The organism is Wolbachia endosymbiont (group A) of Limnophora tigrina (assembly GCF_964263225.1).
GTDB lineage: Bacteria > Pseudomonadota > Alphaproteobacteria > Rickettsiales > Anaplasmataceae > Wolbachia.
The window spans coordinates 394,622-416,561 of record NZ_OZ181654.1; the positions used below are offsets into that span (position 1 = coordinate 394,622).

The 21,940-nt window shown below is 35.5% G+C and carries 23 protein-coding genes, 2 pseudogenes and 1 riboswitch; of the genes and pseudogenes, 7 read left to right on the forward strand and 18 right to left on the reverse strand.

Features of this window, described 5'->3' with window-relative positions:
• Nucleotide 1 precedes the first annotated feature (1 nt).
• Nucleotides 2-337 carry a helix-turn-helix domain-containing protein gene (locus ACE38P_RS01835; RefSeq protein WP_374699422.1) on the reverse strand — a complete coding sequence of 112 codons (336 nt, stop codon included), beginning with the start codon at nt 335-337 and terminating at the stop codon, nt 2-4.
• 103 nt (nt 338-440) lie between these two features.
• Entirely contained in the window at nt 441-1,100 is a 660-nt protein-coding gene (locus ACE38P_RS01840; RefSeq protein ID WP_374699423.1) for a RadC family protein, read from the reverse strand.
• Nucleotides 1,101-1,223: 123 nt separating this feature from the next.
• Between ACE38P_RS01840 and ACE38P_RS01845 the strand changes: the two genes are divergently transcribed.
• Nucleotides 1,224-1,358, forward strand: coding sequence for a hypothetical protein (locus tag ACE38P_RS01845; protein ID WP_264729813.1), 135 nt, complete (start codon nt 1,224-1,226; stop codon nt 1,356-1,358).
• Nucleotides 1,359-1,786: 428 nt separating this feature from the next.
• Here ACE38P_RS01845 and ACE38P_RS01850 read toward each other — a convergent pair whose 3' ends face one another.
• The 11 genes and pseudogenes from ACE38P_RS01850 to pgsA all read right to left on the reverse strand — a co-directional run bounded on the left by ACE38P_RS01850 (nt 1,787) and on the right by pgsA (nt 9,743).
• Nucleotides 1,787-2,467 carry a thiamine diphosphokinase gene (locus ACE38P_RS01850; protein ID WP_319803546.1) on the reverse strand — a complete coding sequence of 227 codons (681 nt, stop codon included), beginning with the start codon at nt 2,465-2,467 and terminating at the stop codon, nt 1,787-1,789.
• A complete protein-coding gene (locus ACE38P_RS01855) occupies nt 2,439-2,723 on the reverse strand; it encodes a SemiSWEET family sugar transporter (RefSeq protein ID WP_017532519.1) in 285 nt (94 codons plus the stop codon). The genes ACE38P_RS01850 and ACE38P_RS01855 overlap by 29 nt, the downstream gene beginning before the upstream one ends.
• A riboswitch (TPP riboswitch) is annotated at nt 2,708-2,810 on the reverse strand. Its footprint overlaps the gene before it by 16 nt.
• Nucleotides 2,811-2,886: 76 nt before the next feature.
• A pseudogene (locus ACE38P_RS01860) lies at nt 2,887-3,755 on the reverse strand (SPFH domain-containing protein).
• On the reverse strand, nt 3,739-4,797 hold the full coding sequence (locus tag ACE38P_RS01865; protein ID WP_264375469.1) for a M23 family metallopeptidase: 1,059 nt from the start codon (nt 4,795-4,797) through the stop codon (nt 3,739-3,741). The pseudogene ACE38P_RS01860 and the gene ACE38P_RS01865 overlap by 17 nt, the downstream one beginning before the upstream one ends.
• Complete coding sequence (locus tag ACE38P_RS01870) at nt 4,794-5,534, reverse strand: YebC/PmpR family DNA-binding transcriptional regulator (RefSeq protein ID WP_264687196.1); 741 nt, start codon at nt 5,532-5,534, stop codon at nt 4,794-4,796. The genes ACE38P_RS01865 and ACE38P_RS01870 overlap by 4 nt, the downstream gene beginning before the upstream one ends.
• A gap of 7 nt (nt 5,535-5,541) precedes the next feature.
• Entirely contained in the window at nt 5,542-6,228 is a 687-nt protein-coding gene (bamD, locus tag ACE38P_RS01875; RefSeq protein ID WP_010404795.1) for an outer membrane protein assembly factor BamD, read from the reverse strand.
• Between the two features lie 67 nt (nt 6,229-6,295).
• Nucleotides 6,296-6,841 (reverse strand): hypothetical protein, encoded by a 546-nt coding sequence (locus ACE38P_RS01880; RefSeq protein ID WP_374699424.1) that lies wholly within the window; start codon nt 6,839-6,841, stop codon nt 6,296-6,298.
• 32 nt (nt 6,842-6,873) lie between these two features.
• Nucleotides 6,874-8,118, reverse strand: a complete 1,245-nt coding sequence (ltrA, locus tag ACE38P_RS01885; RefSeq protein ID WP_374699355.1) for a group II intron reverse transcriptase/maturase — start codon at nt 8,116-8,118, stop codon at nt 6,874-6,876.
• Nucleotides 8,119-8,170: 52 nt separating this feature from the next.
• A complete protein-coding gene (locus ACE38P_RS01890) occupies nt 8,171-8,311 on the reverse strand; it encodes a hypothetical protein (RefSeq protein ID WP_019078704.1) in 141 nt (46 codons plus the stop codon).
• 331 nt (nt 8,312-8,642) lie between these two features.
• A pseudogene (locus ACE38P_RS01895) lies at nt 8,643-9,101 on the reverse strand (hypothetical protein); the annotation flags it as partial.
• Between the two features lie 99 nt (nt 9,102-9,200).
• A complete protein-coding gene (pgsA, locus tag ACE38P_RS01900) occupies nt 9,201-9,743 on the reverse strand; it encodes a CDP-diacylglycerol--glycerol-3-phosphate 3-phosphatidyltransferase (RefSeq protein WP_006012406.1) in 543 nt (180 codons plus the stop codon).
• 121 nt (nt 9,744-9,864) lie between these two features.
• On the opposite strand from pgsA, the gene ACE38P_RS01905 reads away from it, so the two are divergent.
• The 4 genes from ACE38P_RS01905 (at nt 9,865) to tnpC (ending at nt 13,312) form a co-directional block, all read left to right on the forward strand.
• Nucleotides 9,865-11,184 (forward strand): malic enzyme-like NAD(P)-binding protein, encoded by a 1,320-nt coding sequence (locus tag ACE38P_RS01905; protein WP_374699425.1) that lies wholly within the window; start codon nt 9,865-9,867, stop codon nt 11,182-11,184.
• A 38-nt stretch (nt 11,185-11,222) separates the two neighbouring features.
• Nucleotides 11,223-11,441, forward strand: a complete 219-nt coding sequence (locus ACE38P_RS01910) for a BolA/IbaG family iron-sulfur metabolism protein (RefSeq protein WP_006012412.1) — start codon at nt 11,223-11,225, stop codon at nt 11,439-11,441.
• A 16-nt stretch (nt 11,442-11,457) separates the two neighbouring features.
• Nucleotides 11,458-11,796, forward strand: a complete 339-nt coding sequence (grxD, locus tag ACE38P_RS01915; RefSeq protein WP_264375466.1) for a Grx4 family monothiol glutaredoxin — start codon at nt 11,458-11,460, stop codon at nt 11,794-11,796.
• 133 nt (nt 11,797-11,929) lie between these two features.
• A complete protein-coding gene (tnpC, locus tag ACE38P_RS01920) occupies nt 11,930-13,312 on the forward strand; it encodes an IS66 family transposase (protein ID WP_374699286.1) in 1,383 nt (460 codons plus the stop codon).
• Here the strand turns inward: tnpC and ACE38P_RS01925 are convergent.
• On the reverse strand, nt 13,295-14,728 hold the full coding sequence (locus ACE38P_RS01925; RefSeq protein WP_374699387.1) for a recombinase family protein: 1,434 nt from the start codon (nt 14,726-14,728) through the stop codon (nt 13,295-13,297). The two genes, tnpC and ACE38P_RS01925, sit on opposite strands and share 18 nt — an antisense overlap.
• A gap of 342 nt (nt 14,729-15,070) precedes the next feature.
• Here ACE38P_RS01925 and ACE38P_RS01930 point away from each other — a divergent pair, with 342 nt between their 5' ends.
• The gene (locus tag ACE38P_RS01930; protein WP_374699388.1) at nt 15,071-16,267 is read left to right on the forward strand and encodes a hypothetical protein; all 1,197 of its coding nucleotides are present in this window, start codon (nt 15,071-15,073) and stop codon (nt 16,265-16,267) included.
• Nucleotides 16,233-17,342, forward strand: coding sequence for a hypothetical protein (locus ACE38P_RS01935; protein WP_374699389.1), 1,110 nt, complete (start codon nt 16,233-16,235; stop codon nt 17,340-17,342). Before ACE38P_RS01930 ends, ACE38P_RS01935 begins: the two co-directional genes overlap by 35 nt.
• Nucleotides 17,343-17,354: 12 nt before the next feature.
• Here the strand turns inward: ACE38P_RS01935 and ACE38P_RS01940 are convergent, their stop codons facing one another.
• The 4 genes from ACE38P_RS01940 to ACE38P_RS01955 are packed head-to-tail and all read right to left on the reverse strand — an operon-like array spanning nt 17,355 to nt 21,918.
• Nucleotides 17,355-19,370, reverse strand: a complete 2,016-nt coding sequence (locus tag ACE38P_RS01940; RefSeq protein WP_374699390.1) for an AAA family ATPase — start codon at nt 19,368-19,370, stop codon at nt 17,355-17,357.
• A 15-nt stretch (nt 19,371-19,385) separates the two neighbouring features.
• Complete coding sequence (locus ACE38P_RS01945; protein WP_374699391.1) at nt 19,386-20,612, reverse strand: AAA family ATPase; 1,227 nt, start codon at nt 20,610-20,612, stop codon at nt 19,386-19,388.
• Nucleotides 20,609-21,097 (reverse strand): hypothetical protein, encoded by a 489-nt coding sequence (locus ACE38P_RS01950; protein ID WP_374699392.1) that lies wholly within the window; start codon nt 21,095-21,097, stop codon nt 20,609-20,611. Before ACE38P_RS01950 ends, ACE38P_RS01945 begins: the two co-directional genes overlap by 4 nt.
• Before the next feature lie 23 nt (nt 21,098-21,120).
• A complete protein-coding gene (locus ACE38P_RS01955) occupies nt 21,121-21,918 on the reverse strand; it encodes an ATP-binding protein (RefSeq protein ID WP_374699283.1) in 798 nt (265 codons plus the stop codon).
• Between the last annotated feature and the right edge of the window lie 22 nt (nt 21,919-21,940).

A 21,940-nucleotide genomic window follows, 5' to 3' on the forward strand; every position in this document is an offset into this window, starting at 1 on the left:
TTTACGTATCAGATAATATACTTTGAGAAAAAGATTTTACCAATATATAAACTACACTACGTAACCTTTTGCTCTTAATTTCGTTATATCCTTTGACTAATTTTAGTATTTCTTCATCATAACTTTCATGTGAGTAGGCATGCATATCAGTAAAAAAATCAGCAACATCAATCGATAAGGCTTTTGCTAAGTCATATAGTCTACTGGCTAAAATGTAATTTGAACCATTTTCGTACCTTTGTATCTGTCTATATAAAACACCTATTCTTTTTCCTAGTTCAGTTTGTGTCAAACCACAGTATAGCCTAAGTTCCTTTATTTTTTTGCCTAATTCCACCTTTCATTACTAATTTTAGCTGTTCAAGCTTACATTGAATTTTTTAATTTATGAAGTGGAAAAAAAGAAGGAAAGCTAGAGAACTTTCCTTCCGATCTACAGATTACAACAAACCACTGTCATAAAAACTAAAGTGGCTCTTCTGTGTTACGATTATATGATCTATCAATTTCATTCCTACATTTTCACAGGTTGCAGCTAATGTAAGTGTGTTATCCTCATCCTCTTTTGATGGCTCTATATCTCCACTTGGATGATTATGTGAAATTGCAACAGATGCTGCGTCAATCAGTAATCCCTGTTTTATTATTTCCCTCACATACAGAGGTACTCTATCTATAGTTCCACAGTCTTGAATATACTCATATATTAAATGACCACTTCTATCTAAGTATATCACTCGTAAGCTTTCCTTTCTTGACTGTCCTATTGCTGCTTTAAAGTATTTTAATAGCTCTTCTCTATTATCAAGAATCGACAGCTTTTTTAACTTACCTTTCAATATCCTATCAAAAATCTCTTTCAGACAAAAGATACTTGCTATTGCTCCATCGTTCATTCCTGTAACATTCTTTAGCTCATGAAAGTCAGCATTAATCACCCTTCCTAGACTACTAAAGAGCTCCATTAGCCTTTTGGCAACTTCTCTTCCTTCTGTGTATGCAGATAGATTACGTTCCAGTAGCTCATGGTCAAGCAAAGACCTACCTCTGCTTGATAGAATACGAGTTTCTAATTTTTCTTTTCTCTCACTATTATTCATAAAAACCTCCAAGGTCAACATTATATACAAACTCAACGCCAGCTTTCTGACGCAGTAGTTCTCGAGGAATAACCCTTTTGAACTCTAAATTTGCAATGTTGTCCTTGTTGCTTGGGCACTGGGATGACACCTCTGGGCACTGCCGTCATAAAGGAACCAGTGTCAGCTATTCGGATGACACCATCTTGGATGGAAATAACGTCACGCACTGGAATGACAGCAGCAGATACTGGGGACAGGAAAAGGCCACTTAAATGACAAGAAAAGGCTACTCGGATAACAAGAAGGGGAACACCGGTTTCAATACTTGCACATTAAAGTTTCTAGGTTTGAGTAGTGGAATCCGATTCAGTGTGAAAATTAGCAAACTCCTTTTTGAGCTGTAGAATAAAATTTTTTATTTTAATGAAAAAATTGCTTCCGCATACTCAAGATGCCATTATAATGATGGTAGAGATATTTAGAGAGCTCAAAATCTATCTCAGTCTGCAGACCTTTTAACCAATTTTTCGATAAAAATTCAGCCACATCTGTTGTGTGTACATTCTGAATCTTTTTTATACAGGAGGATTTTATGTCCAGAATTCCAGATATTTGACCTTTACTTTAGCTAATAACAGGCGCCTGTAGTTTTTATAATTAGTGTTAACACGGTTTTTCTACTTTTTTTTTCTTAATGTTTTAACTCAATACACACCATCATCATTTACTGCTTCTAAATATATCATTGCTAAACACACGCCGCTGTGTATTTCTATAGATAACTCATTGCCTAAACTTCGATTAAAGCAAGAATTCTTTCCTGGAAAAGCAAGGTGACTAAGGTACAGTTCCCATTGTAATCCTTTAGTTGATATTTGAGCTTTCGGTATACCAAGTAAGGATATTTTAGTATTTTTTAGCAAAGAGGAAAAATAGCTAATACCTTTTTGTAAGGCGTACCCCACCATGGGAGGCGAAGGCATATAAAAGATACTATCTGTACTTAAAAAAAAGTTAATATTTTGTAGTATATGATCAATTGCTCCTCCAGTAATACCCGTTACTATTGATGGCAATAACTTTACTGTTTTTAAGTGAGCCATTGCTTTAGAAAAGTCGCAATAATCTTGATCAGGTAGATATACTGTATTTAAATTAGCACGTAAATTCGGATTTATACTATCCAAATCTCCTATTACAAGATCAGGTTTTACGCCAATTGATAGAAGCTTATTTGCTCCTCCATCTACAGCAATAACAGGTATATCTTGTTTAAAAAACGATGAATCAGGTATTTCTCCATTTAGTACTACAATAGAACGATATTCTTGCTCCACGCTACAATGTAGCATATGGTTATAAAACGCTTCGTGCAGTTTTTGCATCGTAGTAACATTTTTGAACAATTGATATTATACTGATCACTAATCCAGCAATATTACTGAGTATCACAAAAGTTAAACCCTGACAAATACCGTAAATAAGCCAAGATGATGAACAAATAAGATAATTCACCAACATTAGCATCGATACGTCACGAGTAAGTTTTGTGATATATGCTCTATATACTTGAGGCAATAACCCAATGAGAGATGTAATGAACGCGATGAAGCCAAAGCATTCTTCAATATTTATATACATTTTCCTACGTTTGTTTTAACAAGATCAGGTTCAAAGGGTTGTACTTTATGTACTCTCAGCTTTTTTAGAGCACCCCTAATGCGTGTAATTTATAACATCATTTAGTCTATTAATCAAGAAATTAACAGTGACTTGCATTCATGAAACCCAATCGGCTTCTATGCTAATTATTATCCAAACTAATAGTCGGCTGTGCATCCTGCTCAGAGATCAGAGCAACTAGCAAATTGTTTATCAATTGAACCTTTTGTTTTCCATCCATTGTAAGCTTTTATTTTTTTCAAAATGGGCTATTACTTCTTCGATAATTCCTATTGCATTTTGCACTATATGCCTTCTTGCAGAGGTGATGGCATGTGCTTGTTGACGTCTCAGCATTGCTTGTGCAATCTCAGATGAATACGCCAAATGCGATATTCTCGCTTCTGTAATTTCAATTCCAGCAATATTCAATCTTTGTTGTAGCATTGATCTCAATTCATTTGAAATTTTATCAGAATTTTTACGCAAAGATTCCTCATCGTTTTCGCTATCATACGGATAATTACTTGCCAGTTCTCTAATTACCGAGTCACTTTGCACAAAAACAAAATCATGATAATTATTAACATTATAATATGCCTTCGCAGGACTGCTCACTCTCCAAACAATTACTACTGAAATCTCTATCGGACTTCCATTAGCATCATTAACTTTAATTTTTTCTGTATTGATATTCTGAAATTTCAAAGAAACTCTATATTTACTCGAAAATGGAAGCGTTACGCATATTCCAGACTTAAAATAAGTTCCAATATAATGACCAAAAAACTCTATCACTCTTGCTTCATTAGGATCATTAACGAAAAATCCTTGAGAAAAAGTCAATATTGAAACAGCAGCAACTCCAAGTGCAATTGTGCTGTCATACACAAAAAGTACCAATAAAATTAACCCTAGCGCTATTAGTACAGGAAAAGCCCGAATTTTACTTAGATTTCTATCATTTATTGTATTTTTATCTGTACTGTCTTCATCAGATTGCTTTTTCACTTGCACCCTCTCTGCTGATTATTTCATCTACCTTACTTACAAATAATTTAAACTCTCTTAATTCACGATCAGGCAACTTTATCTCATTGCCATGAGCTATCGTAAGCGGATCAATATGTTTACCATTATATATAACTTCATAATGTAAATGAGGTCCTGTTGCAACACCAGTGCTGCCAACATAAGCAATGATTTGTCCCTGCTTTACTTTAGAGCCTAACTTTACATCGCTACTAAATTTGCTTATATGTGCGTAACAAGTTGAATATTTATTGTTGTGCTTTATTTTGATGTAATTCCCATAGCCACCATTCTTTCCTATATATTCTATTACACCTTCTGCAGTGGCGTGTATAGGAGTGCCAAGTTTAGCTGCATAATCTACTCCTTTATGAAAAGCAATTTTACCATGAATGGGATGCTTTCTATTACCAAAATTCGAGGATATACGAAAATCTCCGTTTAAAGGATTTACAAAAATTTCGCTACTCTTCAAGCTTACCCCCTCTTTATTAAAATACACTTCTTTTGCTTCTTGTGACTCATAATGATACAAGCTAATGACCTTTTTATCTGTTGTCAGTGAAGTATATAAAATTTTTTCTTCAGCCTTCTGATTACTGAGTGATTTTTCACACAGCACCTCCAATTTGCTTTTGGGCACAATGTCTTTTTTAAAATCTACACCATAACCTTTATATATGTCGATTAATCTCATTACTGTATTTGGCGCCAAACCTTCTGCGTCAAAAAAAGAGGATTTTATGTCACTGGATATGAATAACAACTTTCTATCACTTTCTGTCACCAAAGCAGCTTTTTTTTTCCTGATCCCGTGCTGAAGTAACGCTGGAAAGTGGTTTAGGTTGCTTTCTGTTATTCCAGTGCTTGAACAGTTTTTTAATCGAAAATGTTGTATAGCGTGCTGTTTACAATCAATTTCCAGTGTCTGGGCACTGGAATGACAATAGTATTTCTGCGCAAATGTTTCAGTTGCATATGCTGGTAAAATACAAAGCAGTGGAAGTATTACCAGCCTCATAGTTTATCAGCAAAAATAAAATTACCTTCAACATACTGCACATCATCATTATCTTCTAGCTCTTCAACTAATGTAGATAATTTATCAATTAATTCTTTGTCGCTCACTTCAATCAGGTCCTTTGGTTGCCATGAAAGACGAGCAAGTTCTGGTTCTCCAAATTTTGTATAGAAAGCATCACGCACTCTACCAAAATCTTTCACTTCACAAGTTATAACATATAATTCTTCCTTGTTATTTTCCTCAACATTCAATACTTCTAATTCAATTCCATAGTTAAATAAATCTTCAAAATTTATACCCTCTGCTTTATAGACAATTAAGCCTACATGATCGAAAAGGTAACTCACACATCCTGTTTCTCCCAAATTACCGCCTTTGCGAGAAAAGATATAACGTATCTCAGAAGCAGTTCGGTTGCGATTATTTGTCAGAGCATGGACAATAAGTGCAGCACCAGAAGGTCCGCAGCCTTCATATTGTATTTCTTCATAACTTTCTCCAGCAACGTTACCAGCTGCATTTTTTATTGCTGTTTCTATTTTATCTTTTGGTAGATTTTCCTTTCGCGCAGAAAAGATAGCAGAGCGAAGACGTGGATTAAGCTCGGGATCAGGTAGCCCTTGTTTTGCAGCAACTGTTATTTCCCTAATGAGCTTCGTAAATTTTTGCGAGCGCTTTGCATCCTGAGCACCTTTTCGATGTTTTATATTTGAAAACTGTGAATGACCAGCCATAAGAAAACTAATTCACCCCTTCTACTAACATATTTTCATACTGCTCAGCTTCTAAGTCAAGGCCAAGAGCTAAGTGAGCTGTTATTAAATAACTAATAACTCTAGAAGAATATTTAGAATCTTTATCGCTTATCATATCTTGAAAACGCTTAATTGCTGCTAAATATTCACCACGCTTTAGGTAAAATTCACCAATAGAATACTCTTTTTTTGATATATGTTCTGTGATTAATTTTTCTTTTTCTTTGATCTCTTCTATATATTCGCTATTCGGAAAAAGATTAATATATTCAGTAGCTAGCTCTAAAGTTTTATATGCAATTTGTTGCCCAAGCTGCACTTTGTTAATTTGCATGTAATAAGATAATACTCTTAAGTAATATACATATGGCAAATCTTCACCATTTGGATAAACGTATATATAATCATCCATATCACTTGCAGCACCGCTGTATTTACCCATATTATAGTGAGAAACCCCAGACAATAATTTGGCTTTCATTGCCCAATAAGATAAAGGATACAAATCCTCTATCTTTTGAAATGCTCTAATAGCTTGCTTATATTTTTTCTGATCATAAAGCTTAACTGCCTCCTCATATAGTTCAGTTTCAGTGTGTTCAAGATCATTCGCATACGACTGCGTGAAGGGGCAAGTCAGAAGAAAAAAGCATATGATTAAAGTCTTATACATAAGATTTTTTTTGATCAAAATAAAGTATAGACTAAATATTACCTAAATAAACAAATTTTTGGCATTATCATCGAACGAAAAGCGTCTCTTGGCCACCATTACCTATATTGCTCGCACCACCACCTATTGCAACACCCTTTCCACTCACTTCTACGTTCTCTAGCTTTCTACTATAAGAATGTGTGATCAATCCACTTCCTACCATCAAAAGAGCAATACCTACCAGACCTAAAGCAGGCCCAACAGCAGATGATGCTAATGCTACTCCAGAAATCAATATTATTTTCCTGATTAGTAATAAAGAAGAACCAGCGAGCATTAACTTAGCTGAAGACATATTGCTTGTCTTTTTTTCAAACTTCTCATCAAAGTCTTGCTCTTTTTCTACTTCATATTTTTTACTTTTCTTGTACTCGCGATAGCAGAAAGTAGCACTCGCTACAAAGTAAAATAGACTAGAAATTGAAAAAGCTACGTCTCCTATTATTCCTTGCTCCAATGCTTCACCTACTATGCTAGCCACAATAACTAATGTAACTAAAGCAGCATCAGCATAGTTAAAGTGGAGAGTAGACCGGCGGAGCTTCCCCACCAGTCTCTCGCAGAACTGCACGGAAACCTCTCGGCTTATACAGCTCCCATTATTTAGCCTTTTGATCCTAACCCAAGTGTCCAATGATAGAAAATACTTGGAGACCTCTTTCTCACTTTTCCTAGAAATTGCTTTGCTAGTCTTCCGTGATCACGAAGTTTCTTATATTTTGTCCTGACCCATCTTATGAGGTATCTCTCTATATTTCTGAGAGATGGATACATCTCTGATTTATAAAACCTGCCATAGTACTGAAACCAGCCTCTGACTATTGGATCTATTTTCTTCGATATTTCCTCTAGTGTGGTCCATGTAATCCGATGTATTCTCCATGACTTTATGGTTTTCTTGATCTTCTTCTTGGCTTTGTTACTAATTGCAGGTAGAAATGAGATGAAATAATTCCTCATCTTATTCTTTGCTACTCTAGGTCTAAAAGTATAACCTAGAAAATCAAAGCTTTGTTTAGGAAATTGTTCTTTTCTATCATCATCCTTACTGTACACAATCTGTGTCTTTTCAGGATGTAACTTCAATTTACACTTAGCCAATCTTTCTTCAATCATTACTTTCATAAATCCTGCCTGTCTTTTAGTTCTGCAGTGCACTATCGCATCATCTACATATCTTTCAAATGGTACTGTTGGATAATTTTGTTTCATCCACATATCAAAGGCATGGTGCATAAATATGCTTGAAATGATTGGGCTTATTGAACCTCCTTGCGGAACTCCTTTATCCCTTGTTACCCTACTGCCATCTGCTTGCTGAATGGGGGCTTTCATCCACCTCTCAACATACAGTATGACCCATTTGCAGTCTGTGTGTTTCTTGATAGCCTGCAGTGCTAAATCGTGGTCCAGATTGTCGAAAAATCCAGATATATCAAGATCTACCGTCCAATCATTTTTCCAACATCTCTTCCGTGCTGTGTATATCGCATCCAGTGCAGACTTATTTGGTCTATAACCATATGAATCTTCGTGAAATTTCGGTTCTACTAACGGCTCAAGATACATTGTAGCTGCTGTTTGCGCTATTCTGTCGAATACTGAAGGCACACATAAAATTCTTTGCCCTCCTGTATCTTTTGGTATCGCAACAGCTTTTACCGGCTCTGGAAAATAACTTCCGGATGACATCCGATTCCATAATTTGTATAGATTATCCTTTAGATTTTCTTCAAACTTTGTTATCGAGACCTCATCTACACCTGCTGCACCTTTATTTTTCGATACTTGTTTATAAGCTCTCCAAATAAGTTGCTTCGGTATATCAAAAGACTTTGTTTTATTCATTAACTCCTCCCTTTCGGTTGATAAATAATTAAAACTAAATAACTTAGCCCCTTCACTCCATTTCCATTACAGAAACTTCTTCGCTACTACGAGCTAATCCGCCCCTGTTTTTCGCATCGGTACTCTCATCCTCAGAGATCAGCTCTTTGGACTTCTCCCTTTTCATCGAAACGACAGGTTCCCGTAGTTCCATGCAATAGCCTAAAATAGATTCACGCCACTTTTATGCCGGACGCCACCTACCCAGTAAACAAGCTCCCAGTAGATTCATCCCAGGTTAACGACTACCCCCTGGTTTTGACGTCGTCTCTACGCTTTCGACACTTCATCAGTGGTTCACTTGCGTTCGTCTCTCTATTTCATACATGACACATAATTGTGCCTTTTCCATAACGCTTACTACCTTAGCTCTTTACCAAAGCAGCTTATGGCTGTTTTGAAGCCTGCTCTTGCAAACCGGCTCCGAGGGGCCCTCCCTCATCTACTGCACAGCTTCAACACTTTTCGTGTTTCTACGGCGCACAATCATCAACGGTACAAGGAAGGTCTCTCTTTTCTTTTTCTACTGTTTTCCCACTTTCAATATTCTCCAATTCTCGTTCTTTTTGTGCTATTTTTCTATTATTATAAATTAAATATAGCGTGCAAATAAGGGATAAGACTGTGAAAGGTAATATAGTATGGCCTAATGAGCTGCTTATAAGGCCAAGTAATACCTGATCGCTACATGTTTTTTCGAGCTCAATTGCCATCAATAATGCAAATGGAACCATTGTTACCAATGATACACATTTCCTATGTAGCTCTCTTTTTTTTAGTGTTAATAGTTCTTGTTCGAGCTTTTTGCTTTTTTCTTCCTCTCTTTCTTTTCTGACTTCTTCATCAACTGTTGGCCAAAAATCCCAGAAAAAATCTTCCATTTTAGCACCTTTTTTACCTTTGGATCTTTTTAAAAAAAACTTAGTGCCTGTAATACTAGTCATATGAACAGACCAACTTATGAACTAATACATTATATAGGATTTTAATTACTAAGTCAATGTTATGAAATTATTAACTTTCTTTGTATACTCTTAAGCAATTTAGTCAATCTGTTTGATGCCAGCTAGAACGTAATTATAGCCTGACCACATAGTCATAACAGCCGCAGCCCATAAGCAAACCACACCTATATATTTAGTTGCTTCATAATCACTCATTATTAACGCTACTATAGCAACCATCTGCAAAAATGTTTTAATTTTCCCAGCCTTACTCACAGGTAAACTAACGTTTGTAGCTATCAAGAACTCCCGCAAGCCTGAAACTAATATCTCCCTACAAACAATTATAACTGACGGTATAATTGTAATATCATCTATCTTATGCTTATAAACTAGCATGATTATTGTTGAAGCTACTACTAACTTGTCGGCAATTGGATCAAATAACTTGCCAAAATTCGATTGGACTTTCCATGCACGCGCTAAATAACCATCAAAAAAATCTGTAATGCACGCAAACATAAAGATCAATATTGTTATTAGACTTGCATACTTACTCTCTATATAAAAGCTTGATATTATTGCCGGTATTGCGAGCGCACGAGAAATTGTTAGCAAATTAGGCACGTTTTTCTTAAGCATGTCACATCACCCTACGTAGTAGATAAATTTATACAGAAGTACAATAGAGTTCACAAGCTAATAGTTGAACATTCATAAAAACCCCATATACTTAGGAAATTACTAACAATAAGCTCAAAGCATGAATAATGATTTAGATAACACCACAAAACAAGAAGCACTTAAGTACCATAATAAAAGTGGTAAACCTGGTAAGGTATCAGTTATACCAACAAAACCCTTATCCACACAGCATGACCTATCACTTGCTTATTCCCCTGGTGTTGCAGCCCCATGCCTTGCAATAGCTAAAAATCCTAAAGCTGTTTATGATTACACGGCAAAAAGCAATTATGTGGCTGTCATTTCAAATGGCACCGCAGTGCTGGGACTTGGCAATATCGGTCCTCTTGCTTCAAAACCCGTCATGGAAGGCAAAGCTGTTTTATTTAAGCGTTTTGCTGACATTGATGCAATTGATATAGAAGTTGACACAGAAAACATAGAAGATTTCATCAATGCAGTAAGGTATCTTGGTCCAAGTTGGGGGGGAATAAATCTAGAAGATATAAGATCTCCTGATTGTTTTATAATAGAGAAACGTCTAAATGAGTTGATGGATATTCCGGTGTTCCACGATGATCAACATGGCACTGCAGTAGTTGTTGCAGCTGGTATAGAAAATGCCCTCGATATTGCTGAAAAGAAATTAGAGAATGTCAAGATCATCATGAATGGTGCTGGAGCAGCTGGTATTGCGTGTTTGGAAATACTAAAGTCCATGGGCGCTAAGAACATAGTGCTATGTGACAAACAAGGAGTAATACACAAAGACAGAAAAGAGGACATGAATAAGTGGAAGGAAAAATATGCAATTGACACTAAAGAACGTTCTCTACTTGATGCCATAAAAGGCGCTGATGTATTCATCGGACTCTCTGCAAAGGATGTGCTCAGCGAAGAGATGTTAAAAAGCATGGGTAAAGACCCGATCATTTTTGCTCTTGCTAATCCTGATCCAGAAATAAGGCCTGAATTTGCAAAGTCTGTAAGGCCAGATGCAATAATTGCAACTGGTAGGTCAGACTATAACAACCAAGTCAATAACGTAATGGGGTTTCCTTATATATTCAGAGGAGCACTTGATGTACATGCAACGACAATAAATGAAGAAATGAAAATTGCAGCTGCAGATGCAATAGCGAAGCTTGCCCGCGAATCAGTGCCGAATGAGATATCTGCAGCCTATAGCGGTCGTAAAATGAGCTATGGACGTGAATATATAATACCTACTCCATTTGATCCAAGATTAATTTCTATGGTATCTCCTGCTGTTGCAAAAGCTGCCGTTACCTCAGGTGTGGCAAGAAAGGAAATAGAGGACTGGAATGAGTATGCAAGTCAATTAAAATCTCGTCTTGCTAGTGCTCTCAGCACGCTGAATCTATTGTCTTCACAATAATCAATTGCATATTTTAGACTTATAATTAAAATAAACCAATGACTATTACAATTCACGAGTTAGAGAAAATTATCAAACAATCATTTCCTGATGCTGATATAAAGATTAAGGACCTTGCTGGAGATGATGATCATTATCATTTAAAAATAACTTCCAAGTGTTTTTCTGGAAAGACAAAAATAGAACAACACAGAATGGTATATAAGGCTCTTGAAGGTCAGTCTATACATGCATTGCAACTAGAAACTGGAGCTTAAAATTAAGGTGATATTTATGAACAACTTTGAACAAATAAAAAAAGACATAGCAGAAAACGATGTAGTGCTGTATATGAAAGGCACCTCTGACTTTCCTCAATGTGGATTCTCTGGACTCGTCGTGTCAATTCTCAAAAAATTGAATGTAAAGTTTAAATGCATCAACGTACTTGAGAATGATGAAATACGTCAGTCCATAAAAAGTTTCTCTGATTGGCCAACAATTCCACAATTATATATAAAGGGAGAGTTTGTTGGTGGCTGTGACATAACCCGCGAGATGTATGAAAAAGGTGAGTTACAAAATTTGCTAAAAGAAAAAAAGGTTACACAAATACATCAAGAGATGGGCTAATATACCCCCGTCTCGGTTGTACATGCCCACTTATCTCCTTTACATCACATTTTCGTGTCCGTTCAGCAGAGCGGCAAAATAAGGTAGACAAAGCAAGATAATAAAGATAATCATAGGGTAAATATGAGGTAATATGGTAAACCTTTTAGAACTCTGCAAAAATTTACAGCAAAAAATAGAAAAGTTAGAAGCAAAAATAGAAAGATTGGAAAGAGAGAATGAAAGTTTAAAAGCAGAGCATGAGGCTTTAAAGATAGAGAACGCTGAATTAAAGGAAAGGCTAGGTTTAAATTCAAAAAACTCATCAATTCCCAATTCAAAAGAATTATACAAAATGAAAAAGGAAAAGCCAAAAAGCGAAAGAAAGATTGGTGGTCAAGTTGGGCATAAGGGTAATTATCGTGCTAAAATGGAAGCAGATGAGGTGATAAAGATAGAGTTGTCACCTACTTGCGAATGCGGAGGGAAGATTGCAATATGCGAAAAACCTTATATTCATCAGAAAGTAGATCTTCCGGAGATTAAGGCTTATGTAATGGAATATCAGTTGGAACATGGCCGTTGTCAGAGATGCGGAAAAAGAAGAAGTAGCAAGTTACCAGAGGGTGTTACGCCAGATACATTTGGCCCAAGGGTTAAGTCAGTAGTTGCAGCACTCAGTGGGTTTTATAAAAATTCAAAGCGCGAAGTAGCTAGCATCATAAATGATATCTTCAATTTGAACATAAGCGTCGGTAGCATATCAAATAGTGAACATAGAGTTGCTTCAAAATGCAAAAAAATGTATGAGCAGATCGAACAAGAGATAAGTAGGAGTAAAGTTCTACATATTGATGAAACGAGCCATTATAACAAAGGTAAACTCGCTTGGTGTTGGATGTTTGCAAGCAATACGGCAAGTTTTGTGAAGTTGACAGAGTCAAGGGGAATGAAAGTTTTAAAAAATAGTGTATGCTGCAATCGTAATAGCTTGGTAGTAACCGACAGATATGCAGCATACAACTACTTTGCTGATGAAAGAAGGCAAATCTGTTGGGCACACTTAGCAAGGGATTTTGAAAGATTAGCGCATAGTTGGAAATTTGAAGTTAAAGTTCTGGGCTGTTACTTGAGAAATGTAGCCACTGAGTTATTTGCACTGAAAAAAGCTTTACTAAAAAATGAGATAGATGTTTCAAGATTTATTAGACGTGCCAAGAAATTGCGAAAACGTACAAGGTATTATTTGAAGGAAATATCTCGCTTACCTGAAGCAATTGGAGCGTCTCGAGTTGCAAAGAATATTTTGAAATCTGAAAGAATGATGTGGAAATTTTTAGATGACCCAGAAAATACTCCGCTGACAAATAATCACGCTGAACGGCAAATACGGCATTATGTCGTTTATCGCAAAAATTCATATTTTACACAATCAGAACGAGGAAACTCATTCCTTGAGCAAATAATTTCGTTATACTTAACATGGAAACAGAGGAGGCTAAACCCTTTTCACAATCTTCTATCTATCGTTTCTTAAACCACTCTGCTGAACGGATACCAATTCTTGTTGTAGTTTTTTTTGATCAAGCGTTCTTTCTTTCTCTTCTTCAATTTCTTTCAAATGCTGTTTCATTGTTGTGATTCTTGGTTCAAATTCTTCTTGGCTTATAAACCCTTTGGCATAGCTATCAATAAATTTTTTGATACTTAATCTTAGCTTACTTTCTTGCTTTTCACGTGTTTGATTATGTAAAGGCTTTTTGTTCTCTGACAATCTACGTTGATATTCATTTGCAATCCTATCTGGCTCTTTCAAGATACTCTTGACTTCTTCCCATATAACTCCATCTAATATATCAGTGCGTATTGATTTATTATCGCAGATTTTATTGCCATTAAATTTGCTAGAGTTTGTACCAGAGCAACGATAGTAATAATATGTCGACTTTTTATGAACGTGGTTTGTACCACAATAAGTATATTGACAACGTTGGCATACCATTAAACCTTGTAATAAATATGTTTCTCTTCTTTGTCGTACTCTTGCTCTTTGTCTATTTTCAGCTAATTGTGTTTGCACTGAATCAAATAAATTTTCATTGATTATTTTTGGTACTGGAATATAAGTCCAGTTCTCTTTATCACTATTAAAGCGACCACTTTTAAGTTTACCACAAGTTCCTTTTTTTGACTTTTTTACTTGTGGTTTTGAGCATGTCTTAGTTTTACCATAAGCTGCTTGTCCTATATAAGCAGGATTTTTTAACATGTTCCAAATAGTGCTCCTTTTCCAATACCTTTTTCCTGTTCGTGTTATTACCGGTATCTTATTCAGTTCATGTACAACTTCTCCTATGCTTGCTCTTTCTTGGCCAACCCGACTAAATATTTTACGCACTATATTTGCCTCTTCTTCATCAACCTCAAATTGAGCACTTCCTTCACCTACATGTTTTGCTATGTAGCGATAACCGTAAGGCGCCCTACCCATCACACTTATACACCCAGCTTTGGCCGCATGAAGTTTACCTCTACGGTTTCGTTCCATAATCTTTGCACGTTCATACTCTGCTATTGCTCCCTGAATCTGTAGAAATAAATGGGAATCCGGATTATCATCAAACTTATGATTCAAAAATACTATTTCAGATCCAGCCTTTTTAAACTCTTCGAGTAAGATCATTTGATATGAAAATTTCCGTGATAGCCGATCAGGTGAATGAATATATATCTTATCTATCTTACCTTCTGCTACTCTATCACGTAAACTCTCTAAGCCAGGACGTTCTAAGTTTGATCCACTGTAGCCATTATCAACAAACCTATGTTCATCTAACAATTCATATCCATCGCTACTAATGCGACGCTCCAATTCTACAATCTGACTCTCTATCGTATTCTCTTGTGCTTGTTGTCTTGATGAAACTCTTGCATACAAGCTTACTATTGTCATTTTCTTTCACCTCCTTTATTTTATATTTCAATAATTGTTCATAAGCATTTGCCAAATATGTACTCGCCAATCTGTGAGGTTCATAACGGCAATTAATAGTTAATTCCCCTTTTTGCATGTTTTTCTTCCTGTGAATTTTCTGATAGGTTGGGAGAATTCTTATCACCAGCTAAAAGAAAACTTTTACCATTTTAAACTAAACCAATGCGTACCTTATTTAAGGAAGCTATCTAGTTCACACAAATTCTCCTTAATTAAATATACAAGATTTGAAAAAATTATGTCCAAAAAATCTTTTCTTGAATTGTCATATTATGTATAATATGGCTTATTTAATCTGTTATGAATATTCATCCAAGTTACGAATTCTGGGAGAGCGACTTAGAAGTTCCTGTTAACCTTTTATTAGATCGTTTTCAGGATTCTAATATACGTCAGTCTTGGTTAGATTCCCTTTCTGGTAAACAACTGAGCATTATTTTTCAGCATTGCTTTAAAAATCATTTAAATGGACAACTTTTTCAAGATGGAGACTACGATGACAGATCCACTCAACAAAAACGCAAGATACTTACTAGTTACTCTGGCTCTCTTTTTAACTATTATCTCATTAGCTACTTTGATCGTACAAAACTTGAGGCTACAGTCAGTGAAGTAGCAAGATTTGCCCTGACTCAAGAGTTAATGAGGTCGTATCTGATAAAAAATAATACCAAGTATGATAAAAGATCCTTATTGTTTTTACTATTTCACATAAATTGTGAACTTCTAAAATCTGTCCATCACTTTGATAAAGTGCAAAAGAAAGGTTTCGTATCATTTGCTCTACAGAAACCACCAAGACAAATAAATACTTCATTTAAGGCATTTGTGTCACAAGAAACTGTAGAGCAGATACTTAGGGATGATAACCAATTGCAGGGTTTTTTTCATCACCAAGATAGAATATATATGTTTGTACGCCGAGGAAGTGACATGGATTTACTGCTTAATTCAAACAAAGTTGTTCATGGTCATAAACCTGAGTGGATGATTTTAGATTTTTCGCTTGATGGTACAAAGGTTAATCTCTGTGCTAAAAATACTAATAAAGCTGTGGAAATAGCAAATAGCATTGTAAGTTGCTATTTCGACTGCGAATGTACTTTTGTAAATATACAAGATAAGAACTTTCCACTACAAGTGCACAAATTTCTTCAAGCATGTATAGAGGGTTCTGATCCTAATATTTGTATATTTGAGTTAAATTTTAAGTCAGATTATTTTAAAAATAGTAATACATATCTTACTTTGAGTGTAAAGCCATATGATCCTATTGCACCAGAGTTACATATTTTAAAGCCAGCTATTGGCAACATACTACAATCTATTCAATCAGCTAAAGTAATGTTTCAAAGCAAAAAGGTAACATTTTCTTTCAAAGCAAGTGGGGAAATTTATTATTCAGAGCATCCGCTCAATAAAAAAGAAAGAGAGGAGCTAAAGAAACATATGGAACAATCTTATGGTCTTAAAATCCTTTCACGAGCAAATTGCTGATCTTTTAAGTTCAAATAGTTCTTGGGTCAATCCAAGTCAAAATCACATTAAAGCAGCAAGATACTTATTTGATCTTGGATGGATACAAATGCAAGAAAGGTATTATATTGTTTGCTCTTGTGAAGAAGATTATCTTGATTGGCCAAATGTAATTGATCCAAGTTGTAGCAATGAGATTTTCATTGATCCAGACTTTGATGAAGCATGTGATGACGCTATTTGTGAAAACTGCTCTCGTCATATTTTGCCTAATACTTATCAAAAACAGAGATTTCATCTCTTATCCATATATTTAAATACAGAGAGAATCGTAGACTGGTTTGAAACAAAGTTGAATGATTCAAGACTTATGTGGGAAAAAGTGGAAAAAGGAGTTTATTATATTTGTAATCAAGGTCGTATTGTAAATCTAATAATCCTTGATTTTTGTACTGATGCGATATTTTTAACTATAGATAAACTTAGAGTCCATCCGACGGTTCTCATCACTCTAAAAAAAGATATACCAAATCTATTGCTGAATCTATATGTAGTGCCAATGGTGAAACTGTTTTGTCAGCTTAAGACTGTAACTGAGATATTCCAAGAGGCAGATAAAAGAGGAGTACCAGAGGTGGTAGAAAATACTTCTTTGCAAGTTTTACCAGCTTCATATATTTCGCTTAAACGTGTTGAACCAATTATACCAACAAAACTTTTGGAGTTACAAGTAGTTAAAGGTATGGTATATGTTAATAGTATTGAAGTTATAAATAAAAAAGCTGCATCATGCCTTAATATTTTTCGAATATTGTTCAAGCAATTTTTACATGACTGTGAGAAAGAGTTACCACCTGAAAAACATACACTTCTCAATATTAATCAGTTAGAAAAACTCTTGGGACTTAGTTTAGAAGCAGATTTAGAACATCAAATCAGAAAACCATTAAATAAGATGCAAAGAACAATCAAATCTGCACTTGCTGAGAAATTAGGATTAAATATTGAACGTGATGATGTAATACAAACCCTTGGTTGGCAAAGATCATCATATGGTTATCGTATTAACCCTTTTACTTTGACTATAAAAAAATAGAATTTCCTGATTTTAAAAATTTTCAGCTCCATGAGTAAATTTTCCAACTCCACGTGCAAATGGTCCTGTTTTTACATCAAGCCATTTATCTTCTTTTGAACCATTAGCCATTCCTTTAACTATTTGCTTTGCTTGTAAAAGCTCTTGCACTATACGCTCTAGTCTATCCCTTCCCATACTATGAAAAACTTCAGGCAATCTATGTCGTTGTTTATGTATTCCTGCACTTCCTGTATGAGTAAATGGATGTCCTGAAATAGCAGCTCGCGCAATTGAATCAATAAGATATATTTTAAGATCTTTATCGCTAATATTTTGAGCTTTTAATTGTTCAGTAATGTCTTCCAATAGCCCTGTTTCTTCATTTCTTAGGTAAGTGCGTATGGTACGATCAGCCAGGCCATTTGCTTTAACAACAGCTCCATAAAATAGTGCATTTTGTCTTGGGATTTTTCCAATTGACCTAAAAATCATTGGTTTAGTCATATCTTCAACAGGCCAAAAAGCAAAAGAACACCTGACTCCATTTACGAGAGCAGAAGTACCTCGAATAGCATCTCGTGCTTGCTCTACTGTTGATATAGGCTTTTCTCCCTTCAGCTTTCTCATATGATGTGCAGTAATTATTGAAGCTCCAGTGCTACATGCTAAATCAGATAATAAACACATGAGATAATCCCCTACTGCTGGGTCAGCATTTAAATCTGCATGAATGAAAGAAGCAAGGGGATCAAATATAATGAGCTTTAAATCCTTTATTTTGCTCAGCTGCTTCATTACCGACTCAAATTCTGGAGATATTTCTACAACTTTACCGCGAACATTCTTAAGTATGGCAAAAGATCCTCCTATATTTGGCAGTGGTACAATAAATAGCCTATCTTTATATTTTAATCTTTCACATTTGGGATCAAGTCGTTCTAAGCGACGATGTATTTCATTTGTATCATCTTCTGCAGAAAATACCACCACAGATCCATGTTCAGTAACAAGTGGACCAAATCCGCATACCTGATCTATGCTACCCGCAACCTTGAGGGCTAGGTCAAGAAGTAGCATACCTTTACCAGTATCACCCATTGCAGCCAAAATGGAGGTTACACCCAAAGGAAATAATCCTTCAACCAAGAATCTTTGCTTTGGTACTGGACCTACAAAACGCTCTACACTCCAGCTGAAAATATCAAGTGGTGGTTTAATAATTATTTTTCTTGAGTTTTTTTCAATAAATTCCGAAACATTTATTCCCTCTAACAGACAATCAGCAGCATCCCAACTCCTTGGTTTATTCGGTGGAATCTTAAGCGTAGCAAGTGATGCAACACCAAGTTCTAAAAGCTTCTTTTCAGCGTTTTTGGCATATTTATTACCTGCTTCATCGTTGTCTGGCCAAATGATAATATGTTTACCTTTTAGCGGAGTCCAATCTGTTCTATCAATAGGCGCATTTGCTCCAAACATCGCAGTTGTAGCTGTAATTCCTTTCTCTATAAGTGCTTCTGCGCATTTTTCTCCTTCTACAAGAACAACTTTATCGGACCTTAAAATACCCAGAATGTTGTAGAGTGGCCTTATCTCTGGCTCTTTGAATCTTTGTTTTTTAACATCAAATGGTTTAAATTGTTTTTTCTCTAAAGGAGGATCATAACGGTAGACTATTACAATCAATTGGTTATTTTCATCGTAGTAGTTCCAACTACAAGTCAGGTATTGTTCTAGATCTCTAATATTATTTTTTTCTTTGATGCCAAGCCATTCACTTATTGAGAGCATTACTTCAGGAAATTCTGTTTTTGCATTCTTCCCGTGTATTGTTGCCCAAAGGTCAATAATATCACCACCTTCTCCTGTTGCAAAATCTTTCCATAATCCGGCTCTTTCACCTGTTAACTCTATTACAGTGCTTTTGCCTTTGTTACCCTGTACATCACCTACATAAAACTTATCGCCACGAAATGTTCCTCTTGGTAGTAGGTGAAAAAGACAAGATCTGATGTTTTGCAGAAGCTGAGTTTTTAGCTCTACCACGTTTTTGCAGACAAATTAAGCCGTAGCTATAACTTTAGAGTTCTGCCAACGCCCATTTACTCTGCTAATGAATTTTGCTGGTATTGATTTACCGTTTCTTAGTTCATATACTACTTGCAAGACATTTGCACGTTTACTTGGTTGAAACATTACAATACCAGATGTATAAAAGCTTCTTAAAGCATTAGCACCAATTAAAGCTTGAAAAGGGCTTTTTGCGAGTGTAGCTGTCGATACTTTTCTGGTGTGACGTGTAATAATGATTCCAGCCATAGGATTAATTATAGAACGTAGTTTTTCTACTCTGCTTTGCAGGCCAGAAAACATATTTTTATAGTCAAGAGAATCCAAGACGATAAGGTCTATTGTTTTAAATTTTTCTCCTATGATCTCTTTTATTCTCTCTATACCTTCATCGTTTAAAGTTAATCTCATCTTTGTAGTAACAATCAAGTTTTCTTCTGCTAGATTTGGCAGCCTTTGATTGGTTATGATTTGTTGTATTCGTTCCCTGATGTAATTGTACTCCATCTCATTTTGCAGATAGATTATTTTTAGTGGCCTTGCTGATTTCATCTTAAGAAACGACACTCCTGCTGCAAGATGTGCAAGCAAAGAGAGAAGAAAATAACTTTTGCCAACCTTTGGCGTACCACCAATGACTAAAAGACCACCTGGAGTGAGAATTCGTGGAGCTATTATGTCTTCTGGTATTGGTGATTGATCATTTAAGTACTGCTTTACAGAAAATATTTTTTCTTCTCTTTTCCCCCCTTTTTTTTCTCCACTCTTTGATTTTTTATTGAGCCACTTTCTAGCAGAATATATATCACCCTTAATTAAAATCCAAAGATCAATAATATCACCACCAGTTCCTTCAGTAAAATTACGCCAATCACCAGCTTCCTTACCTACTATTTTAACTGTAATTGTATTTCCATTTAAGTCTCCAATATAAGTTTTTTCTCGGTAAAACTCACCATTTGGAAGTAGGTAAGAAAGGCACTCCTTGATATTATCGATTAATAATGCTTTTATCTTTTCTTGCTTTTTAGACATAAAACTCCCATACATATTTTTTATACGTTTAAAGTTGAGATTAGCTAGCTCACAAACAGTTTCAAAAGATTTTGAATTCAGCCAATTAATTGCTTCTTCTCTTAGCTTTGGGTTTTTTCCTACTGAGTCCTGAATACCTCTAGTAACGACAGCAGACCAAAGCTTTTCCTCGTCGTACTTCAAAATGGTATTCTGTCAATTTCATAATTTTTACGGTATTCCGGAGTAACTATTGAAGCAATTTTGTTCTTTTCTCCATATTCATCAGTTATAACACCTACCTTTACTGTAAACTCTAAGCCATTTAATTCTGCAACTGAATTTAGCTTACGAGCAAGGATTGCACTTTCTGAATTGTCATGTGGATGAATGTCGCGTGCCGATTCCAAGATACTGCGAAGCATAGAGCGACCCATTTCTCCCCAAGTATCTTCTGCTTTATTACTTTTAATACCAATTATTTGGTAAATCTTGTGCTTTTCATATAAACCTTCAATAACGGTAAATTCTGTATTTAAATAAATGCTACCGGTAGTGGGGCTTTTAGTAAACCAATGCTCATAACCTCCAGGCTTGATTGTCATTTTTACCTTTACTATTGTACCTTTTGGTATCAATCTACTTTGCGGTTTTACAGTGTTAAAATCAGTTAATAGGTTTTGTAACATATATCACTCTCCATGTTTAAATTTTAAAACTTGCTTTTAATCTTTGTAAGCAGCTTGCCTAAATGCGGTTCTTCAACCATACTCAGGCGTCCACTACGGTCTTTAGCTGGGTATCCCCAAGGGTTTAAAGTGTGGCAAACAAAAGAGCGCTTCTCCGTTCCATCATCTTTCTTGATTCCAACCATACTGATTACTTCGTCAACTATCCCAGGAATTTCACTAGCAGTTTTAGTTCCTTCGCATTGAGGTAGCCAAACTGGACGATTGAAGTCATCGAGATATTGACCTAAAGTGCCAACTATAATGATGTCCTTATCTCTGATATGTTGAAATTGATTGAGCCAAGCCATCATTTCTTGAGCAAGTAATCCATAGGCAGCTCTCATATCCTGTTTTCCTGATCTCTCAGAAAAAGCTTCAGGTTGCATTTTTGCCCATAACAGACATAAACGTGAAGCAACGGTTATGCTATCTACAAAGATGCATCGGTATTTAGAAAACTCAGAGAAAAGATCTTTGTACTTACTAGATACATGTTCATAGTGTCTTTGGCTGTATGCTTGATCAGATTTTAATGCAGGATTAGAACCGCCTATAAGACAAGCAATATCTCTAGCTTCATTCCAAGTGCGAACACTTATTGAATCTCCTTGCCAGTCTTGAACGGCAAGAAGCCCTGCTTCAAAATCAAGGCAAAGTGTTGGTTCATCTATAGTCTTTAGGAGACTTGTTTTACCAATACCATAAGGACCAAAGATGACCATCTTTACACTTGATATTGTTTGCAATCTTTCATTATTATTCAAAATTTTAAGAATCATTATTTATCCATGCTACGATGTA